This window comes from Rhizobium sp. 62_C5_N11_2, assembly GCF_051811185.1.
In the GTDB taxonomy this organism is placed as follows: domain Bacteria; phylum Pseudomonadota; class Alphaproteobacteria; order Rhizobiales; family Rhizobiaceae; genus Rhizobium; species Rhizobium leguminosarum.
Genome location: NZ_JBPWPW010000001.1, coordinates 2,486,444 through 2,503,663 on the forward strand (window position 1 = coordinate 2,486,444; position 17,220 = coordinate 2,503,663).

Sequence of the window (17,220 nt, forward strand, 5' to 3'; positions counted from 1 at the left end):
GCCCCTCAGGGTGCGGGTGAAAAGAACGTCAGGGCGCGCGGCGTCACATGTATGTACTGCCTGTCGCCCTGCTCGCCCGACGTGTTGCGGTAAACATATCCGCACACCATCCGGTCGAGGAAATAGCCGTCGAATTTTTCGCAGAGACTGTCGCCCCGCACCTCGACAATGCCGGTGATGTTGGTATTCGCGCTGCGATAGGCGGTATTTCCGGCCTTGTCGAAATACTGGATGAAATCCGTGCCGTTCTTGTGTTTGCCGGTCCAGCTCTTGCCGTCGACGAGATTGCGCAGCTCTGCCTCGCCGAGCCTGTCGGCTTGATTGCCTGTAAAACCGAAGGGCCATTCGGGAATGCCGGCCTTGCGCAATGCGGCCAGATGGCGCTGCAGATCGCCGTCCCGCCAGTAATCATAGAGATAACCGTAATAGGTGAGATTGCTTTCCGGGAAGAGTTCCAGCAGCTTTGCCGTCTCCGCCGCTGCCTTGGTTTCATTGCCCTGATCCGCATAGGCCGCCGCCAGATATTCGCGTGCTGGCTCGACCTTCGGCAGGCCGTCGATCGTCGGCTCTATCAGGGAGATCGCCCGCCGATCGTCACCCGCGGTGTAAAAGACGATCCCCGCCAGCAGTTGAAAGCTCGACGCCGGCGAAGGGTCGAGCCGCAAAGCTTTTTCCATCTCGGTGACCGCCTGCCCGCTGCTTCCGGTATGGACCAGGATGAGAGCGAGGTTGGCGGCGGCCTCCGCATCGTTCGGCTCCATCGCAACCGCCATGTTGGCGGAATTCCTGGCCTCAGTCTCACGCCCGTCCACCCATTGCAGCAGGGCAAGCACGGTGTGCGCCCTGGCATTGTTGGGATCCAGCTTAAGGGCCTGCCCGGCGGCGTCGTAGGCAATCTTGCGAGCGACGGCGGCCGACCAGAGGTAATTATAGTCGTTGCGCCAGACATCGACGGCCACGCGGGCGATTCCCGCATGGGCATTGGCAAAGCCCGGATCGAGATCGATCGCTTTCTGATAGAACGACAGGGTCCGGCGATAGGTATCGACATCCCTGAAAATGAAGCCTTCCTGCTCGGCCCGCATGTAATAATCATAGGCTTCGAGATTTTCCGTCGGGATCCGGGCCAGTTGATCGCGCTCGCGGGCGCTGAGCTTGACCGACAGTGCCGAGATGATCTTGCCGATCACATCGTCCTGAACGGCGAAGAGGTCGGCATATTGGCGATCATAGCGCTCGGCCCAGAGCGACAAGCCGGTGACCGCGTCGATCAGTTTGACATTGATCCGCAGCCGCGGCCCGGCGCGCTGCAAGGTTCCTTCGAGCACATATTTCACGCCGAGTTCGGCGGCCACGTCCTGGATCTTGCCGACGGAGCCCTGGATGGCGAAGACCGAGTGGCGGGCGATAACGAAGAGACCTGATACCTTGGACAATTCGGTGATCAGATCGTCCGTCAACCCCTCTGCGAGATGGTCGTGCTCGGTGTCGCCGCTGACATTGATGAAGGGCAGAACCGCGACCGAGGGCCTGTCCGGCAGCGGATAGGCAAAACGTTCGCCAGGCCCCGGCGGTTTTGCCGGCATCCATGGCTGCCACCAGAGTGCTGCGCCCACAAGCGCGAGGACGACGGCCGCTGCGATGCCCGCAAAGAGGCGGCGTCTCGGCAGGCGCCTGCGGGTCTTGACGGTCTTGCCGGCGGCAGTGGGGTCAAGCAGGACGCGATAGACCCGGACCGGTTCGGTGATGCTCTTTAACCGCTGTTCGCCGAGCGAAGCGAAACCGACCGGGATTTTCGATTTCACCTGGTCGTATGTCGTGCCTGATATCGAGATGCCGCCCGGTTCCGCCAGCGCCTGTATTCGATCGGCGATATTGACGCCGTCACCCTGGATATCTTCGCCCTCGACAATGATATCGCCGAGATTGATGCCGATCCGGAACTCGAGCCTGTGCTCAGGCAGCGCCGCGGCACGCTGCTTGGTTTTCAGTTGCTGAACCTCCACCGCGCAGCGCAAGGCATCGACGACACTCTGGAATTCGACCAGCAGACCATCGCCCATGGTTTTGACCAGCCGGCCGTGATGACGCTCGATCGCCGGCTCGAAGACATCATTCTGGTCCGCCTGAAAACGCACGCGGGTGCCCTCTTCGTCGATCTGGCTCAATCGACTGTAACCGACGACATCAGCGATCAGGATTGCTGCAAGACGGCGCTCCATCCCCGGTCTTTCCTGGAGAGCGAATGTATTACTAAAAATATTCTACAGTATGTCCTGCCGCGATGCTATCGTCGGTGCTGGCGATATTCAACTTAGCGATGATATCGGATCACACAGACAAAGCAGACGTCTGCCGCCTACCACGGCGGTGTGATCGATACTGGCGAATTCATCAGCCTTTTCCCGATCCCGGTCGGTTTCGGGCCTGAGCGGACACAAAATTATTGCACACCGAGGCTGTTCAATTCACCCTTCGCGCCGTCATATTCCATGTATGTCGTGGGGCAGGAGGACAAGGCAGCCTCGAAACGTTGGCGCGCCTCCTGGGTGTTGCCACTCAACAGATACCATTCGCCATTGTAAAATGTGGCCTCGCAACGCTGGTTGCTGTCGGCCGCCTTCGCCATCAGTTCATCCGGTTTCAACTCGCCAAGAAAGAGACTGAAAACGGGATAGGGCCATGTTCCCTGGTCCGTTTTACTGGCCGCGATTTTGAGATCGGCGATTGCTTTTGTATCATTGCCCCGCCTTTGAGCCATGAAACGCCAGAGATGATAATAGGGAGCCGTCGGGGGATTCTCGGTTGTCCTAAGGGCAAACCCGGTCGCGGCTTGCTGGTACTTGCCTGCGAAATAGTTCGCCATGGGGTCATTGACAATGAATTGACGTGTGTTGCTGATCGGCCAAAGCGACGCCGCCGCTATCATAACGAATAGAGTGCTGAAGGCTGTCGCCGCCGCGCCGAAACGAGGCGTCGGGCGTTCTCTCGGCCAGAAAGCCAACAGCAGGGACGATAGCGCGGCCCCGGTCAAGGCGCCGCCGAAATGTCCAGCATAATCGATGTTCTCACCGCCTCTTGCTGCCGAAAGGAATGGCAGCAGGGAGGGAATGAGAATTTGCGCTGCCCCGATCCGCAGGGTATCTGCAATCGGCCCTGAGCGGAAACGGAAGCTGGCAGCGATCACGGCTGCAAAAAGTCCGACAATCCCGCCGGAGGCGCCGACCCCGATCGTGTTCGGCGCATTGATCCACACCGATGCGACAGACCCACCAAGGGCACTTGCGAAAAAAATCGCCGCAAACCAGCGCCAGCCGATCAGCCGTTCAAAGAGCCCTCCTGCCAACCACAAGGAAACGCAATTGAACGCGAGATGGAGGATACCTCCATGCATGAAGGGTGCGGTAAACAGCCGCCACCATTGACCCTGCTCGACAATGCTTTGACGAAACGTCCCACCAAGGACGAAGAGAGTCCAATTGGTGGGAGTGCCGGCGACGGGCGGCTCGAGACCGAAGGCCAGTTCGCCGACATAGACCGCAATCAGAACGGCGAGAAGAACGTAGGTGAATACCGGATAACCGCCGCTGTTGAGAGCGGGTTCCAGCGCTTCGTCTTCGTCGTCCGGAGCGGTCGAGCCAACTTCCTGCATGGTTTGGCGTTCGGCTTCGTAAGCTTCGGACAGCAATTCGACGAACTCATCGAATATCCTGTCCGAATTGCCCCGCAAGAGCTTCAGAGCAATCCCGACCTTGGCGCGTGAACCGACGAACCATTCCGGCAGCCGGCTCGCCAGCCCCCGTCTGATCAAGGTCCTGGCGGCAGTGGCATCAAGGTGAAGAATGATGTTATCCGCATACTTGGTCTGGACTCTGCCAAAGCTTTGAATGGCGGACCACGGCAGTATCTGGCCAGGGAAATTCGGCAAACGGATTCCGGCCGTCGACATGACGAGTCCCGGCTCCACAGAGAAGAGCTTGGGCAACAGCAGCAATGCTAGTATCCCAAAAAACGCTGCGCCCGGCACCACGAAGAACCAAGCCACACGAGGATCCTTATCCCTAGGTGGATGGAAGCCTAGCCAAATTATTCCTGCCGTGATGGCAACTATAACCAGGAAAATCAGAAGCAATTTGCCTCGGTTGTTGGCGTATTCCGATCTGCGCAATTCTTCAGGGTTCATCCAAAATTCTCGCTAAAAAATATCGACCGCACGCGTGGCTCTTCAACGGCGCAAACGTGGCTCCCTGTAAGCACGGAGATGACACTGGATTGAATTTATCTACCTGGAATAGCGCTTTGCAAGGCGCGTTTCGGAGTGCTCAAAAAATTGCGCATGATAATTCAATATGAAATACTCCAATCCATCATCACCCCGGAGCATCAGCAGAGTTGCCAAAAGCAGGCGAGTGTCGGAAGCTTGTTTTCAGCTATCAGGCGATGGATTGCGAGATATGACGACAGCCTCCTCTACGGAGCCAACCAGGCACGGCAGCGCCAGGATCTGTCGCGGCTGTTGGGACCAGATGCATATGCCGATCCCGATCGGCGGTGCGCTTGCCTTGCCCTTCCGCGCCCTCGGCATCACCCGCAGCAAGATGAACCCGGATATTTGCACGATCTGCGAGCGCTCCTTCCAATATGTCAAGAAGCAGCGCCAGATCACCGTCGACGCCACCATCCTGTTTGCCGATATCAGGCGCTTCACGGATCTTTCGGAGCGCATCGAGGCGGTGCAGCTGAGCGAGATTGTCAGCTTGTTCCAGGATCGCTGCGCGCAAGCGATCTGGGCGCATGACGGCATCGTCAACAAGCAGATGGGCGACGGCCTGATGGCGATCTTCAATTTTCCGATTGTCAGAAAGGATCACGCGGGCGCGGCGATCCTGGCTGCGCAGGAGATCCAGCAAAACTGCGCCGCCGCGCTGAACAGTCTGGCGCTCGAGGCATTGCCCGACCGCACTCTCGGCGTCGGCGTCGGCATCCATTCCGGTGAGGTCCAGATCGGCGAATTCTCAAGCTTCCGAAGCGATTTCACCGCGATCGGCGGCGTCGTCAATCAGGCCGCAAGGCTGGAATCCCGGGCCGCCGCCGGCGAGATCCTGATCTCGGCCGAAACGGCGGCAAAGGCTGCCGATCTCGCCGCGGGCGCCGAAACGCGCATGCTTGTGCTGAAGGGCATCGAGCAGCCGGTGCAGGCGCGTGTGTTGGTCAAACGCTGAACTGCCAACCTCTTCCAAGCGTCTATACTGTCCTCAACGTGGCAGCCGCCGCTTCTCACGCTGTGATTGCCGAAGGCGTCAGATTGCAAGCCAATTAATCTTCCGGCAACGAACATTGCTTATCTCTATGCCATTCAAATCGTTGGGGTATCTCATGGGTAGTTTTTCTCTCTTTCACTGGCTGGTCGTCTTGATCCCGCTAACCTTGCCGTTGTTCTTCATTTTCAGAAACCCACCCGCCGGGCCGAACCGCTTCGGCGGCCTGCCGCAGGCAATGGGTTTCGGCCAGGCGATCAGCAGCTACTTCAAGAAATATGTGGATTTCACCGGCAGAGCCAGCCGATCGGAATTCTGGTTTTCGGCGCTCTTTGTCGCACTCGTCAGCATCGCTTTGTACCTTGTTGATCGAACCGCAACATTGAACTGGATCTGGTCGCTGGCGACGTTTCTTCCCTCAATCGCGATGGCCGCTCGGCGTTTTCACGACATCAACCGAAGCGGATGGCACCAGCTTCTTGGGATACTGTTTCCCATTGGAACGATTGCCGTCATCGTGTGGTATTGCAGAGCGCCGGCTGCGGATCACTCCAGGGCGTCCGTCTTTTGAAAATATGGTGTGCCTGCGAGCGTGGGAAAGGTTCCACGGTTTGAGCAGGACCGCCGCCGGAAGGTGATAGCGAGGCTGCCAGGCGCCTCGCCTCTCTATCAGTATTTCATGTTACGCAATTCCGGAAAATCATAGTAACGCAGCCGTTCGTCGTGGCAGCGATAGTCATTCTTTTTCAGATACAGTATCATGTTGTGCTGCAGGCCCAGGCCGATATAGGACCAGTTTGGGTAGGCACGTTCCGTCGTGCGCGTGCAATAAGCATATATCTGCTTTTTCGGATCAAGCAGAACCACACTGGAAATCTCGGCCTTTACGAAGTTCCCCGCTTTAATGGTTCCCCGCAGAGCGTCGACATACTCGCGTCGAACCGCGTTGGAGGGCGGACGCTGCGAATCTGCAACGGACTGCGGCGCCGGAGTTTGGCAGCCGGCCAGTGCCAGCAGGGCAACGCAAGCAAGGAATTTGATCTTCATTCAGTTGAATCTCCTATTTCGACGTCGATAGATCGGCCTTTTCCAAAAGGCGATGGCTTCAAGCAGCAACGTCACATCCCGTACTTCGAGGCTCCGCCCTGCGGCTAAGCACCTCCGCATGAGGAAGGTTGGAGGATGCCGCGCATTCGGGACGCTGGAAGCATGTCGCGCCGCCGCTCAACAAAGCCTCGAACGGCGACGCGGCCGGAGCCTTCGCCCCTGCGTCAGGTCTTCATGCCGGTCAACTCGGTAAACGGATAATAGCGCAGCCGCTTGTCGCGGCAGCGATCGTCATTCGCCGTCGCGCCTAATATTTTGCCATCCGTGAAGGAGACGCCGAGATAGGCCCAGTCTCCCCAGCTGCGCTTGGGCACCACCCGCACACAGTAAGCATAAATCTTCTTCTCGGGCTCAAGCAGAACCACGCTGGAAATGCGGGCCCATACGACTTCTCCTGCTTCGTGCCTGTAGCTTCTCTTGAACACGATGTTAATGAAATTCTGCCGGACGTCACTTGAGGGAGGACGCTGGGAATCCGCAACGGATTGCGACACCGGCGCATTGCAGCCGGCGAGAGCCAGCAGAGTGACGCAAACAAGGACTTTCATTTTCATTCAGCTGAATCCCTACAAGAATCTGAGCGCAAATAAACGCTGCGTATTCCCACAAACACAGCGAGAATAATATTTGCAATACATCATAGGAATATTGTCGCGGCTGCAGGATGTCGGCCGCGTGACGTGGATATCAGTGCCGGCACCTACACTAAAGGGTTCCCAACAGAGCTTCCGGCCCCATCATAATCGTTGATCGCCACCCCGGCTTCCAGCGCCGCCAGGGTAAAGGCCTGCCGCACCGTCTCGGCCGGCATCCGCCCGGCAAGCCAGGCGCGGCAGAAATCGATCGCCCTTTGCTGGTGGACGCCGGCATTGACCGGCCAGTCCGAGACGAGTGCATAAAGCGCATCCTGCGGTGAGCGCAGAACCAGCCGTTCGCCGGTATCAAGGTCGATCGATATGGGGGTTTCCCAGAAGGCAGAATGATCGCTAATGGCAGTAGCACCTAGAGGTGAAGTGACTAGAAACTAACTGCGCGAGGCCGATCTCGGTTCCAGTAGGGGCCGCCGGATGATCGCCGTCGGACATCACGGGCGCCGGTAATCCATCAAGGCTAAAGCAATGGCTGCCGGCAGCCACGCTGCGGCGCGTGCTTCGAGGCTTCGCCCTGCGGGCTGCGCACCTCAGCATAAGGCGCGTTGGAGCATGCCGCGCCAACGCTCAGGGAGCCTCACCCTGAGGTGCCCCACAGGGGCCTCGAAGGACTGGGGCGGTGCGCCGGCTTCGCAGCGCCATAAATTTGAAAACTATTCACGCGTTCGAACAAACAGTTCGTTTCCCCTTTGTACTCTTTCCCTCTTCCCCTTCGCGCTGACGCTCTCCCCATTCCCGCCATGGCCAGATCTCCGAAGAAATCCCCCGCCCCGAATGGCTTCGAGGAAGCCCCTCAATCGTCTTTTGAGGGCGCGCCGCTTTTCGGCTCGGTTTGCCGGCTTCGTAAGCGACCGTAACCAATTCGTCCTCAGCCTGTGTCAGGTCAATCCGACGGGTCGTCCGGAGCTTCACCACCTTTGCGATTCCCGCAGTGGCGCTAGCGGAGATCCGCTCTTGACCACGACGGCGACCGGACGCCCGGCGGTCGTCGGAATTCACCTGGGCAATGGCGAACAAGGGAAACGCGCTTTCCGTGCAGATATCATCCGACAGAGCGCGGCAGTCAAAGCTGCGGTCGGAGATCTTCGTACAATTGATATCCGGAAGTTTGCATGATAGCCGGCACGCCTACCGCCCCGTTAGTTTCCGCGCTTGACCTCCGCGCACGGCCTCTACCTAAAAGCCCGACTGCTATGCAAAGGAGGCTCCGGTGTCGGTACCCATTGAGGACTACGCGCTCATCGGCGATTGCGAAACCGCCGCACTCGTCTCGAAGAACGGCTCGATCGACTGGCTCTGTTTTCCGCGCTTCGATTCCCCCGCCTGTTTTGCCGCTCTGCTCGGCGCCGAGGATAACGGCTTCTGGTCGCTGTCACCGTCAGGTGAAAATGTCCGCGTCACGCGCCGCTACCGCAACGATACGCTCATTCTCGAAACCGAGTTTCAGACCGAGACCGGCACCGCCGTTCTCATCGACTTCATGCCGCTTCGCGATGGCACGAGCGATCTGATGCGCATCGTCGAGGGCAAGAGCGGCACTGTCGCCTTCGATATGGAGCTCAACCTTCGCTTCGATTACGGCCGAACCGTTCCCTGGGTCACGCATGGCGAGGATGGCGGCATCACCGCCATTGCCGGCCCGGACAGGCTAACCCTGAATTGCGCCGTCCCGCTCGAAGGCCGCGGCCTGAGCACGGTCGGCTCCTTCCAGGTTGCCGCTGGCGAGAGCCAGATCTTCACCCTGACCTGGTCCCCCTCGCATATGCCGCAGCCGGCTCAGCGGCAGGTGGAATATGCGCTGCCGGACACGGAGGAATTCTGGCAATCCTTTGCCGCGGCCTGCCCGAAAGTGGGCCGGTGGACGGAACAGGTCAAACGCTCGCTCATCACGCTCAAGGCACTGACCTACATGCCGACGGGCGGCATCGTCGCCGCGGCGACAACCTCCCTGCCGGAAAAGATCGGCGGGCCGCGCAACTGGGACTACCGCTATTGCTGGCTGCGCGACGCGACGCTGACCCTGCTCGCCCTGATGAAACTCGGCTATTACGAGGAAGCCAGCGCCTGGCGCAAGTGGTTGCTGCGGGCGGTCGCCGGCGCCCCGGCGCAGATGCAGATCATGTATGGCGTCGCTGGCGAGCGCAATCTGCTGGAATGGCAGGTTCCCTGGCTGAGTGGCTACGAGGGCTCGACACCCGTACGCATCGGCAATGCCGCTGCCGAACAGGTGCAGCTCGATGTCTATGGCGAGGTGGCCGACGCCATACTGCAGGCCCGCAAGGGCGGGCTTCCGCCGCATCACCGCGAACGCGAACTGGCGGCGGCCATTCTGCCCTTTCTCGAAAAAATCTGGGTGGAGCCCGATGAAGGCATCTGGGAGGTGCGCGGCCAGCGCCAGCATTTCACCTATTCGAAGGTCATGGCCTGGGTGGCCTTCGACCGCGCCGTCCAGATTGCCGAGGCGGACGGCGAGCCCGAGGCCGCCGCACGTTGGCGCACGCTCGCAGATCACATCCATGCCGAGGTTTGCGAGAAGGCTTTCGATCCCGAACTCGGCTGTTTCGTGCAGGCCTACGGCTCCAAGGCGCTTGATGCCAGCCTGTTGCATCTCGGCATGGTCGGCTTCATCCCGCCTGATGATCCGCGCTATGTCGCGACAGTCGAGGCGATCGAGCGCAAGCTGCTGCGCGATGGCCTGCTGCTGCGCTACGAGACGCAGGAGGTGGACGACGGCCTACCGCCAGGCGAAGGCGCGTTCCTCGCTTGCAGCTTCTGGCTCGTCGACGCCCTCGGCATGATCGGCCGCCGCGACGATGCGCTGCGCCTGTTCGAGCGGCTGCTTTCTATCTGCAACGATGTCGGGCTTCTGGCGGAAGAATATGATCCCGCCGCCCGCCGCATGCTCGGCAACTTCCCGCAGGCCTTCAGCCATGTCGGGTTGATCAACAGTGCGTTGAACCTCGCGCGGCTGGAGGGGCCGGCGGACCAGCGTTCGGCTTGATGATATGCTCTGCTTGGTTATTGGGAGACCGGCGGAAGAACACTTGGCGTAGTGGTGAGGCAGCGGCGGCGACGGCAGCTTCCCCCATTCCTGTACTTTGTCACAGGAATGGGGGAAGCTGCCGTCGCCGTCACTGCCCAAGGCAAGGTTAGCGCCCTTAAGAGACACCACCCCACTGTTCAAAAATCCGAACGATTCATTCGTTTCCCTTTTGTACTCTTTCCCTCTTCACTTTCGCGCTGACTCTCTCCATATTCGCGCCATGGCCAAATCTCCGAAGAAATCCCCCGCCCCGAATGGCTTCGAGGAAGCCCCTCAATCGTCTTTTGAGGGAGCCCCCCTCTCAGGCTCGGTTGCCGATTGGGTGAAGCAGCTGGAGGCCGATGCCGAAACCTCGGGCGTCGAGACCCAGCGCCAGATTGCCTCCAAGGCCGGCAAACATCGCAAGAAGGTGGAAATCGCCGCCAGGACGAAAACCAGCGACGGCGGCGTCAGCGCGTCCAAATCGGCGCGCGGCACCTCCATGGGCGGCTCGACCGATCCGAAGACGCGCGCGGCCGCCGGCCTCAATCCCGTCTCCGGCATGGATACGACGCTGGAGGAGGCCTCGTCGCTGCAGGCCGGCACCGCCGTCACCGCCACGGTCGAGGCGCTGTCGGCGCTGATCGAGAGTGGCAATCCGCTGCACAAGAACGGCAAGATCTGGACCCCGCATCGCCCTGCCCGGCCCGACAAATCCGAAGGCGGCATCGCCATCCGCATGCAGTCGGATTATGAGCCGGCCGGCGACCAGCCAACCGCCATCCGCGACCTCGTCGAGGGGCTGGAGAATGGCGACCGCAGCCAGGTGCTGCTCGGTGTCACCGGCTCCGGCAAGACTTTCACCATGGCCAAGGTGATCGAGGCGACGCAGCGCCCGGCCGTCATCCTGGCGCCGAACAAGACGCTGGCCGCCCAGCTCTATTCCGAATTCAAGAATTTCTTCCCCGACAATGCGGTGGAATATTTCGTTTCCTACTACGATTATTACCAGCCGGAAGCCTATGTGCCGCGCTCCGACACCTATATCGAGAAGGAGAGCTCGATCAACGAGCAGATCGACCGCATGCGCCACTCGGCGACGCGCTCGCTGCTCGAACGCGACGACTGCATCATCGTCGCCTCGGTCTCCTGCATCTATGGTATCGGTTCAGTCGAGACCTATACGGCGATGACCTTCCAGATGTCGGTCGGCGACCGGCTCGACCAGCGCCAGCTGCTGGCCGACCTCGTCGCCCAGCAATACAAGCGCCGCGACATGGATTTCACGCGCGGCTCCTTCCGGGTGCGCGGCGATACGATCGAACTCTTCCCCGCCCACCTTGAGGATGCCGCCTGGCGGATCTCGATGTTCGGCGACGAGATCGACGCCATCACCGAGTTTGATCCGCTCACCGGCCAGAAGGTCGGCGACCTGAAATCGGTGAAGATCTACGCCAATTCGCACTATGTCACCCCGCGCCCGACGCTGAACGGCGCCATCAAGTCGATCAAGGAGGAGCTCAGGCTGCGCCTGGCCGAGCTGGAGAAGGCCGGCCGCCTGCTGGAGGCCCAGCGCCTGGAGCAGCGCACCCGCTACGATATCGAAATGCTCGAGGCGACCGGCTCCTGCCAGGGCATCGAGAACTATTCGCGTTACCTCACCGGCCGCGACCCCGGCGATCCGCCGCCGACGCTGTTCGAATATATCCCCGACAACGCCCTCGTCTTCATCGACGAAAGCCATGTCACCGTGCCGCAGATCGGCGGCATGTACCGGGGCGACTTCAGGCGCAAGGCAACGCTGGCCGAATATGGCTTCCGCCTGCCCTCCTGCATGGACAACCGGCCACTGCGCTTCGAGGAATGGGACGCCATGCGCCCCGACACCATCGCCGTCTCCGCCACCCCCGGCGGCTGGGAGATGGAACAATCAGGCGGCGTCTTCGCCGAACAGGTGATCCGACCGACCGGCCTGATCGACCCGCCGGTCGAGGTCCGCTCGGCCCGCACCCAGGTCGACGACGTGCTCGGCGAGATCCGCGAGACCGCGGCCAAGGGCTACCGCACCCTCTGCACCGTGCTGACCAAGCGCATGGCCGAGGACCTGACCGAATATCTGCATGAGCAGGGCGTGCGCGTCCGCTACATGCACTCCGACATCGACACGCTTGAACGTATCGAGATCCTCCGCGATCTCCGCCTCGGCGCTTTCGACGTGCTCGTTGGCATCAACCTTTTGCGCGAAGGCCTCGACATTCCCGAATGCGGCTTCGTCGCCATTCTCGACGCCGACAAGGAAGGCTTCCTGCGCTCGGAAACCTCGCTGATCCAGACGATCGGCCGCGCCGCGCGCAACGTCGACGGCAAGGTCATCCTCTATGCCGACCAGGTCACCGGCTCGATGAAGCGGGCGATGGAGGAAACCAGCCGCCGCCGCGAAAAGCAGATGGTCTATAACCAGGAGCACGGCATCACGCCGGAATCGGTCAAGGCCAGGATCTCCGACATCCTCGACTCCGTCTACGAACGCGACCACGTCCGCGCCGATATCTCAGGTGTCTCGGGCAAGGGCTTCGCCGATGGCGGCAACCTCGTCGGCAACAACCTGCAGACCCATCTCAACGCGCTCGAAAAAAGCATGCGCGACGCCGCCGCCGACCTCGACTTCGAAAAAGCCGCCCGCCTCCGCGACGAAATCAAACGCCTCAAGGCCGTGGAACTCGCCGCCATGGACGACCCGATGGCACGCGAAGAAGCGAAGGCGATGGAAGGGAAAGCGCGCAGATCCTCCGCTCCTCCGTCATCCCAGGGCTCGACCCCGGGATCCAAGCCGGCAACCGAGATGCAGACCTCCTATTTCGCCAAACCCTCCATCGACGACATGGGGCCAGGCACCGACACCACCACCCCCCTCTTCCGCAAGCCCGCCTTGGACGAGATGGGCCGCGACATCGCCGAACCCGCAAAGAAGACTCTCTTCCGCAAAAACGACCTCGACGAAATGACCGTCGGCCGAACGGAAAAGCCGGTCACCGGGGCGCTGCCGGAAAAGCCGGATGCCGCCAAGAGCACGAAGCGGTTTTCACCGTTGCTTGAAGGGCAGCCGGACCGCGATGACGTGCGGCCGGTCGTGCGCGGGAAGACGGGTGTGGGCAGCTATGAGGACCCGGGCGAGCAGAAGCGCAAGGGGCGGACGAAGGGGAAGACCGGGCGGCCGGGACGGTGAGGCTGCCAAACGTCTGCCACTCAGTTGGTCGTCGATCAAATGGTTCATCGTATCGGCCGGTCAGCAGCGCATTGTAAGGAGCAGCTTCGTAGCGACAGATGAAGTTCGCCACCGGCCTATGACAAGACGGACATGGCCCTCCACGAGCTCCAGCCCAGCGCGGCATCGACTTTCTCTGCGACAGGATATTCGAGCGACGCGACGGCCGGCTCGTCACTGTGACGGAATGAGCTCGCGACGCCGACGTGGCCCGTTATCGGGAAGGCCTCCGCGCCATGCTCCGCTGAATGAAGGGAACCGCCAATGCCAGAACTCCGCATCGACCCCTTCCCCTCCGCTGGCGAATTCAACGCCCTCTGGTCCGCCGCCTGGGGCGCGCCCGCCCCGCGCGAATTCACCCCCATCCTGTCCCGCAGCCTCGCCCATATCGGCGCCTACCACGACAACCAGCTCGTCGGCTTCGTCAACGTCGCATGGGACGGCGGCATCCATGCCTTCATCCTCGACACCTCGGTTCACCCTGATATGCGAAGGCAGGGGATCGCGACGCGGCTGGTCAGGGAAGCGACGAGGGTTGCGCGGGAGCGCGGCGCTGCGTGGCTGCATGTCGATTTCGAACCGCACCTGACCGGCTTCTACCGCGCCTGCGGATTTGCCCCGACCGAGGCGGGCCTCATCAAGCTCGCGTAATGCTTCCGCAGCGAAGGCGGCGAATCTTTGGCTAGCGCCCGACCGGGCGTGACGCTGACAGCCTATAACCTATGTGACAACACGCTCTCGATAAAAGCGAAAGCATCGACGTTCCGACCGAGTCCACTCTTCACGTCTGGATGGGCGCGTGGCTCGATAGCGGAGAGGATGGTCGACGGATCGGTCCCGATCCGTCGCGCGGCATAGATATACTCGGCAGCTCGCATCGCTCCGTGCGAGGTAATCCAGGGTAGCCAAGGCTCGTCTTTCAATATCTGATCTGCGAAGGCCTCAAGGCTGGTAACGGCCTTCGCTTTCGGCAAGATCATATCCCTGATGTCCCGCAGGGCTCGATCAGAAATATTGTGCATTTCGCTCTTGTTGAGCTTCAAAGAGCTTCTCGGACCCCACCCGCAGAACCGACCGACTTGACACCAAACACCGAAGACGCGCGGCACCCAGTTCTCCCATGAGTAACTAACGCCGCCATATAATTTCAGGCACTCCACGGCAAAGCGATGCCCATCCGCGCTTGCCATGCCGAAATCGCATAAAACATAGTTCAGCGGGCCGCCCCACAATTGGAACTCCAGGAAATGTTGAATGGCGCCGTGGCCATCCGACCGATACAGGAACTTTTCAACCCTGTGAAAACCGAGATCCGCCAGCCCTGGTTCCAGCGTGCTCCTGAACGTTATTTTGGCCACCTGTGAAACCTGCCTTGCCGCATAGGCGGTCGAATTGTCAAATATTGCTGTACTCAAAAAGCTTGGCGAATCCCTTTACCGGGCTGACGGATTTACCCCACCGAGGCGAGCCTCATCAAGCTCGTCTGAGACCGGCCGCGCCGAAGCGCGCAGCCCTCAAACGCAAGCCCGAAACCTGTCATCGAGTGGGGAGTTATAGCGCCGATGGCCGCGCTTAATGGCAACGCTGAAGAATCTCGCCGGGAACACAATTTTCCCGCGGCTTTATACCCAGGGCGCGTCATATCGGCAAACGAAACGATATATATTTAGAAAACCAAAAATCGACTTTGAGTTCTCAAATTCAAACTGGTCTCTCATCAATTAAATCTTATTTTTCCATTAAAAATCCATCGAAAATACACAATTCTGCATTGAAAAATTGGTTAGCAATTGGCAAAGGTAAGCAATATTCCCCACGCGGTTGTCGTTGATTGAACCAGCAACAACCGTTCCCACCGGGGATTTTTGGTTTTTACAGAATACAACGCATCTATTGGAAAGTTTAATATGGCCCTGAATATTCTGGACACGAACGGCGCCACAGTTACTAAGCCTGGCGCTGAATTCGAAGCCTACGACGTCATCCGCCACTCTGAAGCCACTCCCCTCGCCGCCGTCACCCTCGCCGTCTCAGATTCAGGCGTGGCAGATCTGGCCGACGAGTTGGGCTCGGTGTCGGCAAACTTGACGGGCTCCAGCGGCGACAACACGATCACGACGGGCGCAGGCAACGACAACATCAATGGCGGTGACGGCGCAGACACGCTGAACGGCGGTGCTGGAAACGATCTGATCCAGGGCGGAGTTGGTAATGACACGCTGAATGGCGGGGACGGCAATGACATGCTTTGGGGCGACGTCGGAAATGACGTCATCAGAGGCGGCGCAGGCAACGATACGATCTCCGATGATGACCGCTTCAGCTTTACCCCTGCGGTCTATAACATCGATGCGGGCGACGGCGACGATGCCATAACCGTGGATACATTCGTTTCACTGTCCGGAACGATCGATGGCGGCGCCGGGATCGATACGCTGCGTGCCCCGTCGCTGCAGGGTCTGACGATTAAGAACATCGAAATCCTTGAAACGGCGGGCGTTTGGGTTGCCGGTTCAAGCGCGCAGCTCGAAAGCTTTGACAAGATCGTCTGGTCGACCGATCCGTTCCCCAATTTTAACCCTTCATTGGCAGTGACGGACAGTGCCCACCTCGATCTTTCCGACGAGTTGGGAGATCGCGGATCTTTCATCCATGGCTATGCCTCCGGCATTGACGTCAAGACCGGCGGCGGCGACGACGAGTTTTTTGGCACCGACGGCAACGACATTTTCGACGGCAATGGCGGCAACGACATTATCAATGGCGAGGCCGGCAACGACAAATTGACCGGCGGCGCCGGCAACGACGCCATCAATGGCGGCGCCGGCATCGATACCGCGATCTTCTCCGGCAATTTCGCCAAATACTCCTTCGCATTGAACAATGGCGATCACATCCTGACAAGCGCCGCGGAAGGGACGGATACGCTGACAGACGTCGAATTCGCCCGTTTTGCCGATGGCGTCTACGATTTCGCCACGGAAAAGTTCACGCCCGACGGCAGCAATAGCGCGCCCACCAATATACAGCTGTCGAAAACCGCCCTCTCCGAGGACACGCCGATCTGGACCACGGTCGGCCTGCTCAGCGCCAAGGACGCCGATGGCGACGCGCTCACCTATACGCTGATTGACGGGGCGAACGACCACTTCCGGATCAATGGCAACCGCATCGTCACCTCGAAGGCGCTGGACTACGAGACCGACAAGTCGCACACGATCAAGGTGGCTGCTTCGGACGGCAAGGTTACGGTCGAAAAGGACATCACGATCAGCGTCCTCGACGTCAACGAAGCCCCTGTCAACAAGGCGCCGACCAATCTCGCCTTCTCGCGCACCTCAGTCTCCGAGAATGTCGCGATCGGCACCTCGGTCGGCCTGCTCACGGCAAAGGATCCGGAAGGCGATACGGTGAAATGGCGGCTAACGGACGATGCCGACGGCATCTTCAAGCTCGTCGGCAACAAGATCCAGACAAAGGCGGCAATTGACTACGAAAGCACCCACAGCCTGACCTTCACCGCCGAAGCCTATGACGCGGCCGGAAACGTCACCAGCCACAATTTCACGCTTGCCGTGAAGGACGTCTTCGAGCCGTCGGTTTCGAGCCTGTTGCACGACGCTTTGATCTAGCCGCGACCGGATTGCCTGCGACGCAGGTTGCGTCGGCTTAACATCGAGATGGGGCTTGCGGTCAACGCAAGCCCCATCTCGATGCTTTTCTCCGCTAGTAAAAGCTTCGGCGGACAGAATCTTGCCGGGATGCTCGGACAATTGCGCCAGCTCGATATGCAGCCAATCAAGATCGACCCCGGCTCATCTTCAAATAGTGCCGCGATGCCGCCAAGTAGGTGTCGAACTTTGCCGACCGCGAAGAATCCGGCAAGTGCTTCGTTCCGGCGCCTGTGATAGCTGATCG

General features: G+C 60.0%; 12 protein-coding genes. 6 read left to right on the plus strand and 6 right to left on the minus strand.

All coding sequences use genetic code 11. The annotated features are described in order from the left end of the window. Positions 1 to 5 precede the first annotated feature (5 nt). Together AB8B31_RS12550 and AB8B31_RS12555 are read right to left on the minus strand one after the other, a co-directional pair. Entirely contained in the window at positions 6 to 2,222 is a 2,217-nt protein-coding gene (locus tag AB8B31_RS12550; RefSeq protein WP_130652616.1) for an adenylate/guanylate cyclase domain-containing protein, read from the minus strand. 221 nt (positions 2,223 to 2,443) lie between these two features. Then, positions 2,444 to 4,183, minus strand: coding sequence for a rhomboid family intramembrane serine protease (locus AB8B31_RS12555; protein ID WP_047621051.1), 1,740 nt, complete (start codon positions 4,181 to 4,183; stop codon positions 2,444 to 2,446). Positions 4,184 to 4,454: 271 nt separating this feature from the next. On the opposite strand from AB8B31_RS12555, the gene AB8B31_RS12560 reads away from it, so the two are divergent. Then, positions 4,455 to 5,222 carry an adenylate/guanylate cyclase domain-containing protein gene (locus AB8B31_RS12560; RefSeq protein ID WP_130652617.1) on the plus strand — a complete coding sequence of 256 codons (768 nt, stop codon included), beginning with the start codon at positions 4,455 to 4,457 and terminating at the stop codon, positions 5,220 to 5,222. A 154-nt stretch (positions 5,223 to 5,376) separates the two neighbouring features. Beyond that, positions 5,377 to 5,829 carry a DUF805 domain-containing protein gene (locus AB8B31_RS12565; protein WP_026230793.1) on the plus strand — a complete coding sequence of 151 codons (453 nt, stop codon included), beginning with the start codon at positions 5,377 to 5,379 and terminating at the stop codon, positions 5,827 to 5,829. A 98-nt stretch (positions 5,830 to 5,927) separates the two neighbouring features. Here AB8B31_RS12565 and AB8B31_RS12570 read toward each other — a convergent pair whose 3' ends face one another. The 3 genes from AB8B31_RS12570 to AB8B31_RS12580 all read right to left on the minus strand — a co-directional run bounded on the left by AB8B31_RS12570 (position 5,928) and on the right by AB8B31_RS12580 (position 7,356). Beyond that, on the minus strand, positions 5,928 to 6,305 hold the full coding sequence (locus AB8B31_RS12570) for a hypothetical protein (RefSeq protein ID WP_115157360.1): 378 nt from the start codon (positions 6,303 to 6,305) through the stop codon (positions 5,928 to 5,930). Between the two features lie 224 nt (positions 6,306 to 6,529). After that, positions 6,530 to 6,919, minus strand: a complete 390-nt coding sequence (locus tag AB8B31_RS12575) for a hypothetical protein (protein ID WP_130652618.1) — start codon at positions 6,917 to 6,919, stop codon at positions 6,530 to 6,532. A gap of 146 nt (positions 6,920 to 7,065) precedes the next feature. After that, positions 7,066 to 7,356, minus strand: a complete 291-nt coding sequence (locus AB8B31_RS12580; protein ID WP_312867011.1) for a DUF982 domain-containing protein — start codon at positions 7,354 to 7,356, stop codon at positions 7,066 to 7,068. A gap of 869 nt (positions 7,357 to 8,225) precedes the next feature. On the opposite strand from AB8B31_RS12580, the gene AB8B31_RS12585 reads away from it, so the two are divergent. The 3 genes from AB8B31_RS12585 to AB8B31_RS12595 all read left to right on the plus strand — a co-directional run bounded on the left by AB8B31_RS12585 (position 8,226) and on the right by AB8B31_RS12595 (position 13,953). Further along, positions 8,226 to 10,016, plus strand: coding sequence for a glycoside hydrolase family 15 protein (locus AB8B31_RS12585; protein WP_130652619.1), 1,791 nt, complete (start codon positions 8,226 to 8,228; stop codon positions 10,014 to 10,016). A gap of 262 nt (positions 10,017 to 10,278) precedes the next feature. Then, entirely contained in the window at positions 10,279 to 13,263 is a 2,985-nt protein-coding gene (gene uvrB, locus AB8B31_RS12590; RefSeq protein WP_130652620.1) for an excinuclease ABC subunit UvrB, read from the plus strand. A 303-nt stretch (positions 13,264 to 13,566) separates the two neighbouring features. Then, positions 13,567 to 13,953: a GNAT family N-acetyltransferase gene (locus tag AB8B31_RS12595; RefSeq protein ID WP_130652621.1), complete on the plus strand. Its 387-nt coding sequence runs from the start codon at positions 13,567 to 13,569 to the stop codon at positions 13,951 to 13,953. A 62-nt stretch (positions 13,954 to 14,015) separates the two neighbouring features. Here the strand turns inward: AB8B31_RS12595 and AB8B31_RS12600 are convergent, their stop codons facing one another. Then, a complete protein-coding gene (locus AB8B31_RS12600; protein WP_130652622.1) occupies positions 14,016 to 14,717 on the minus strand; it encodes a hypothetical protein in 702 nt (233 codons plus the stop codon). Between the two features lie 492 nt (positions 14,718 to 15,209). On the opposite strand from AB8B31_RS12600, the gene AB8B31_RS12605 reads away from it, so the two are divergent. Next, entirely contained in the window at positions 15,210 to 16,934 is a 1,725-nt protein-coding gene (locus AB8B31_RS12605) for a cadherin domain-containing protein (protein WP_130652623.1), read from the plus strand. Positions 16,935 to 17,220: the final 286 nt, after the last annotated feature.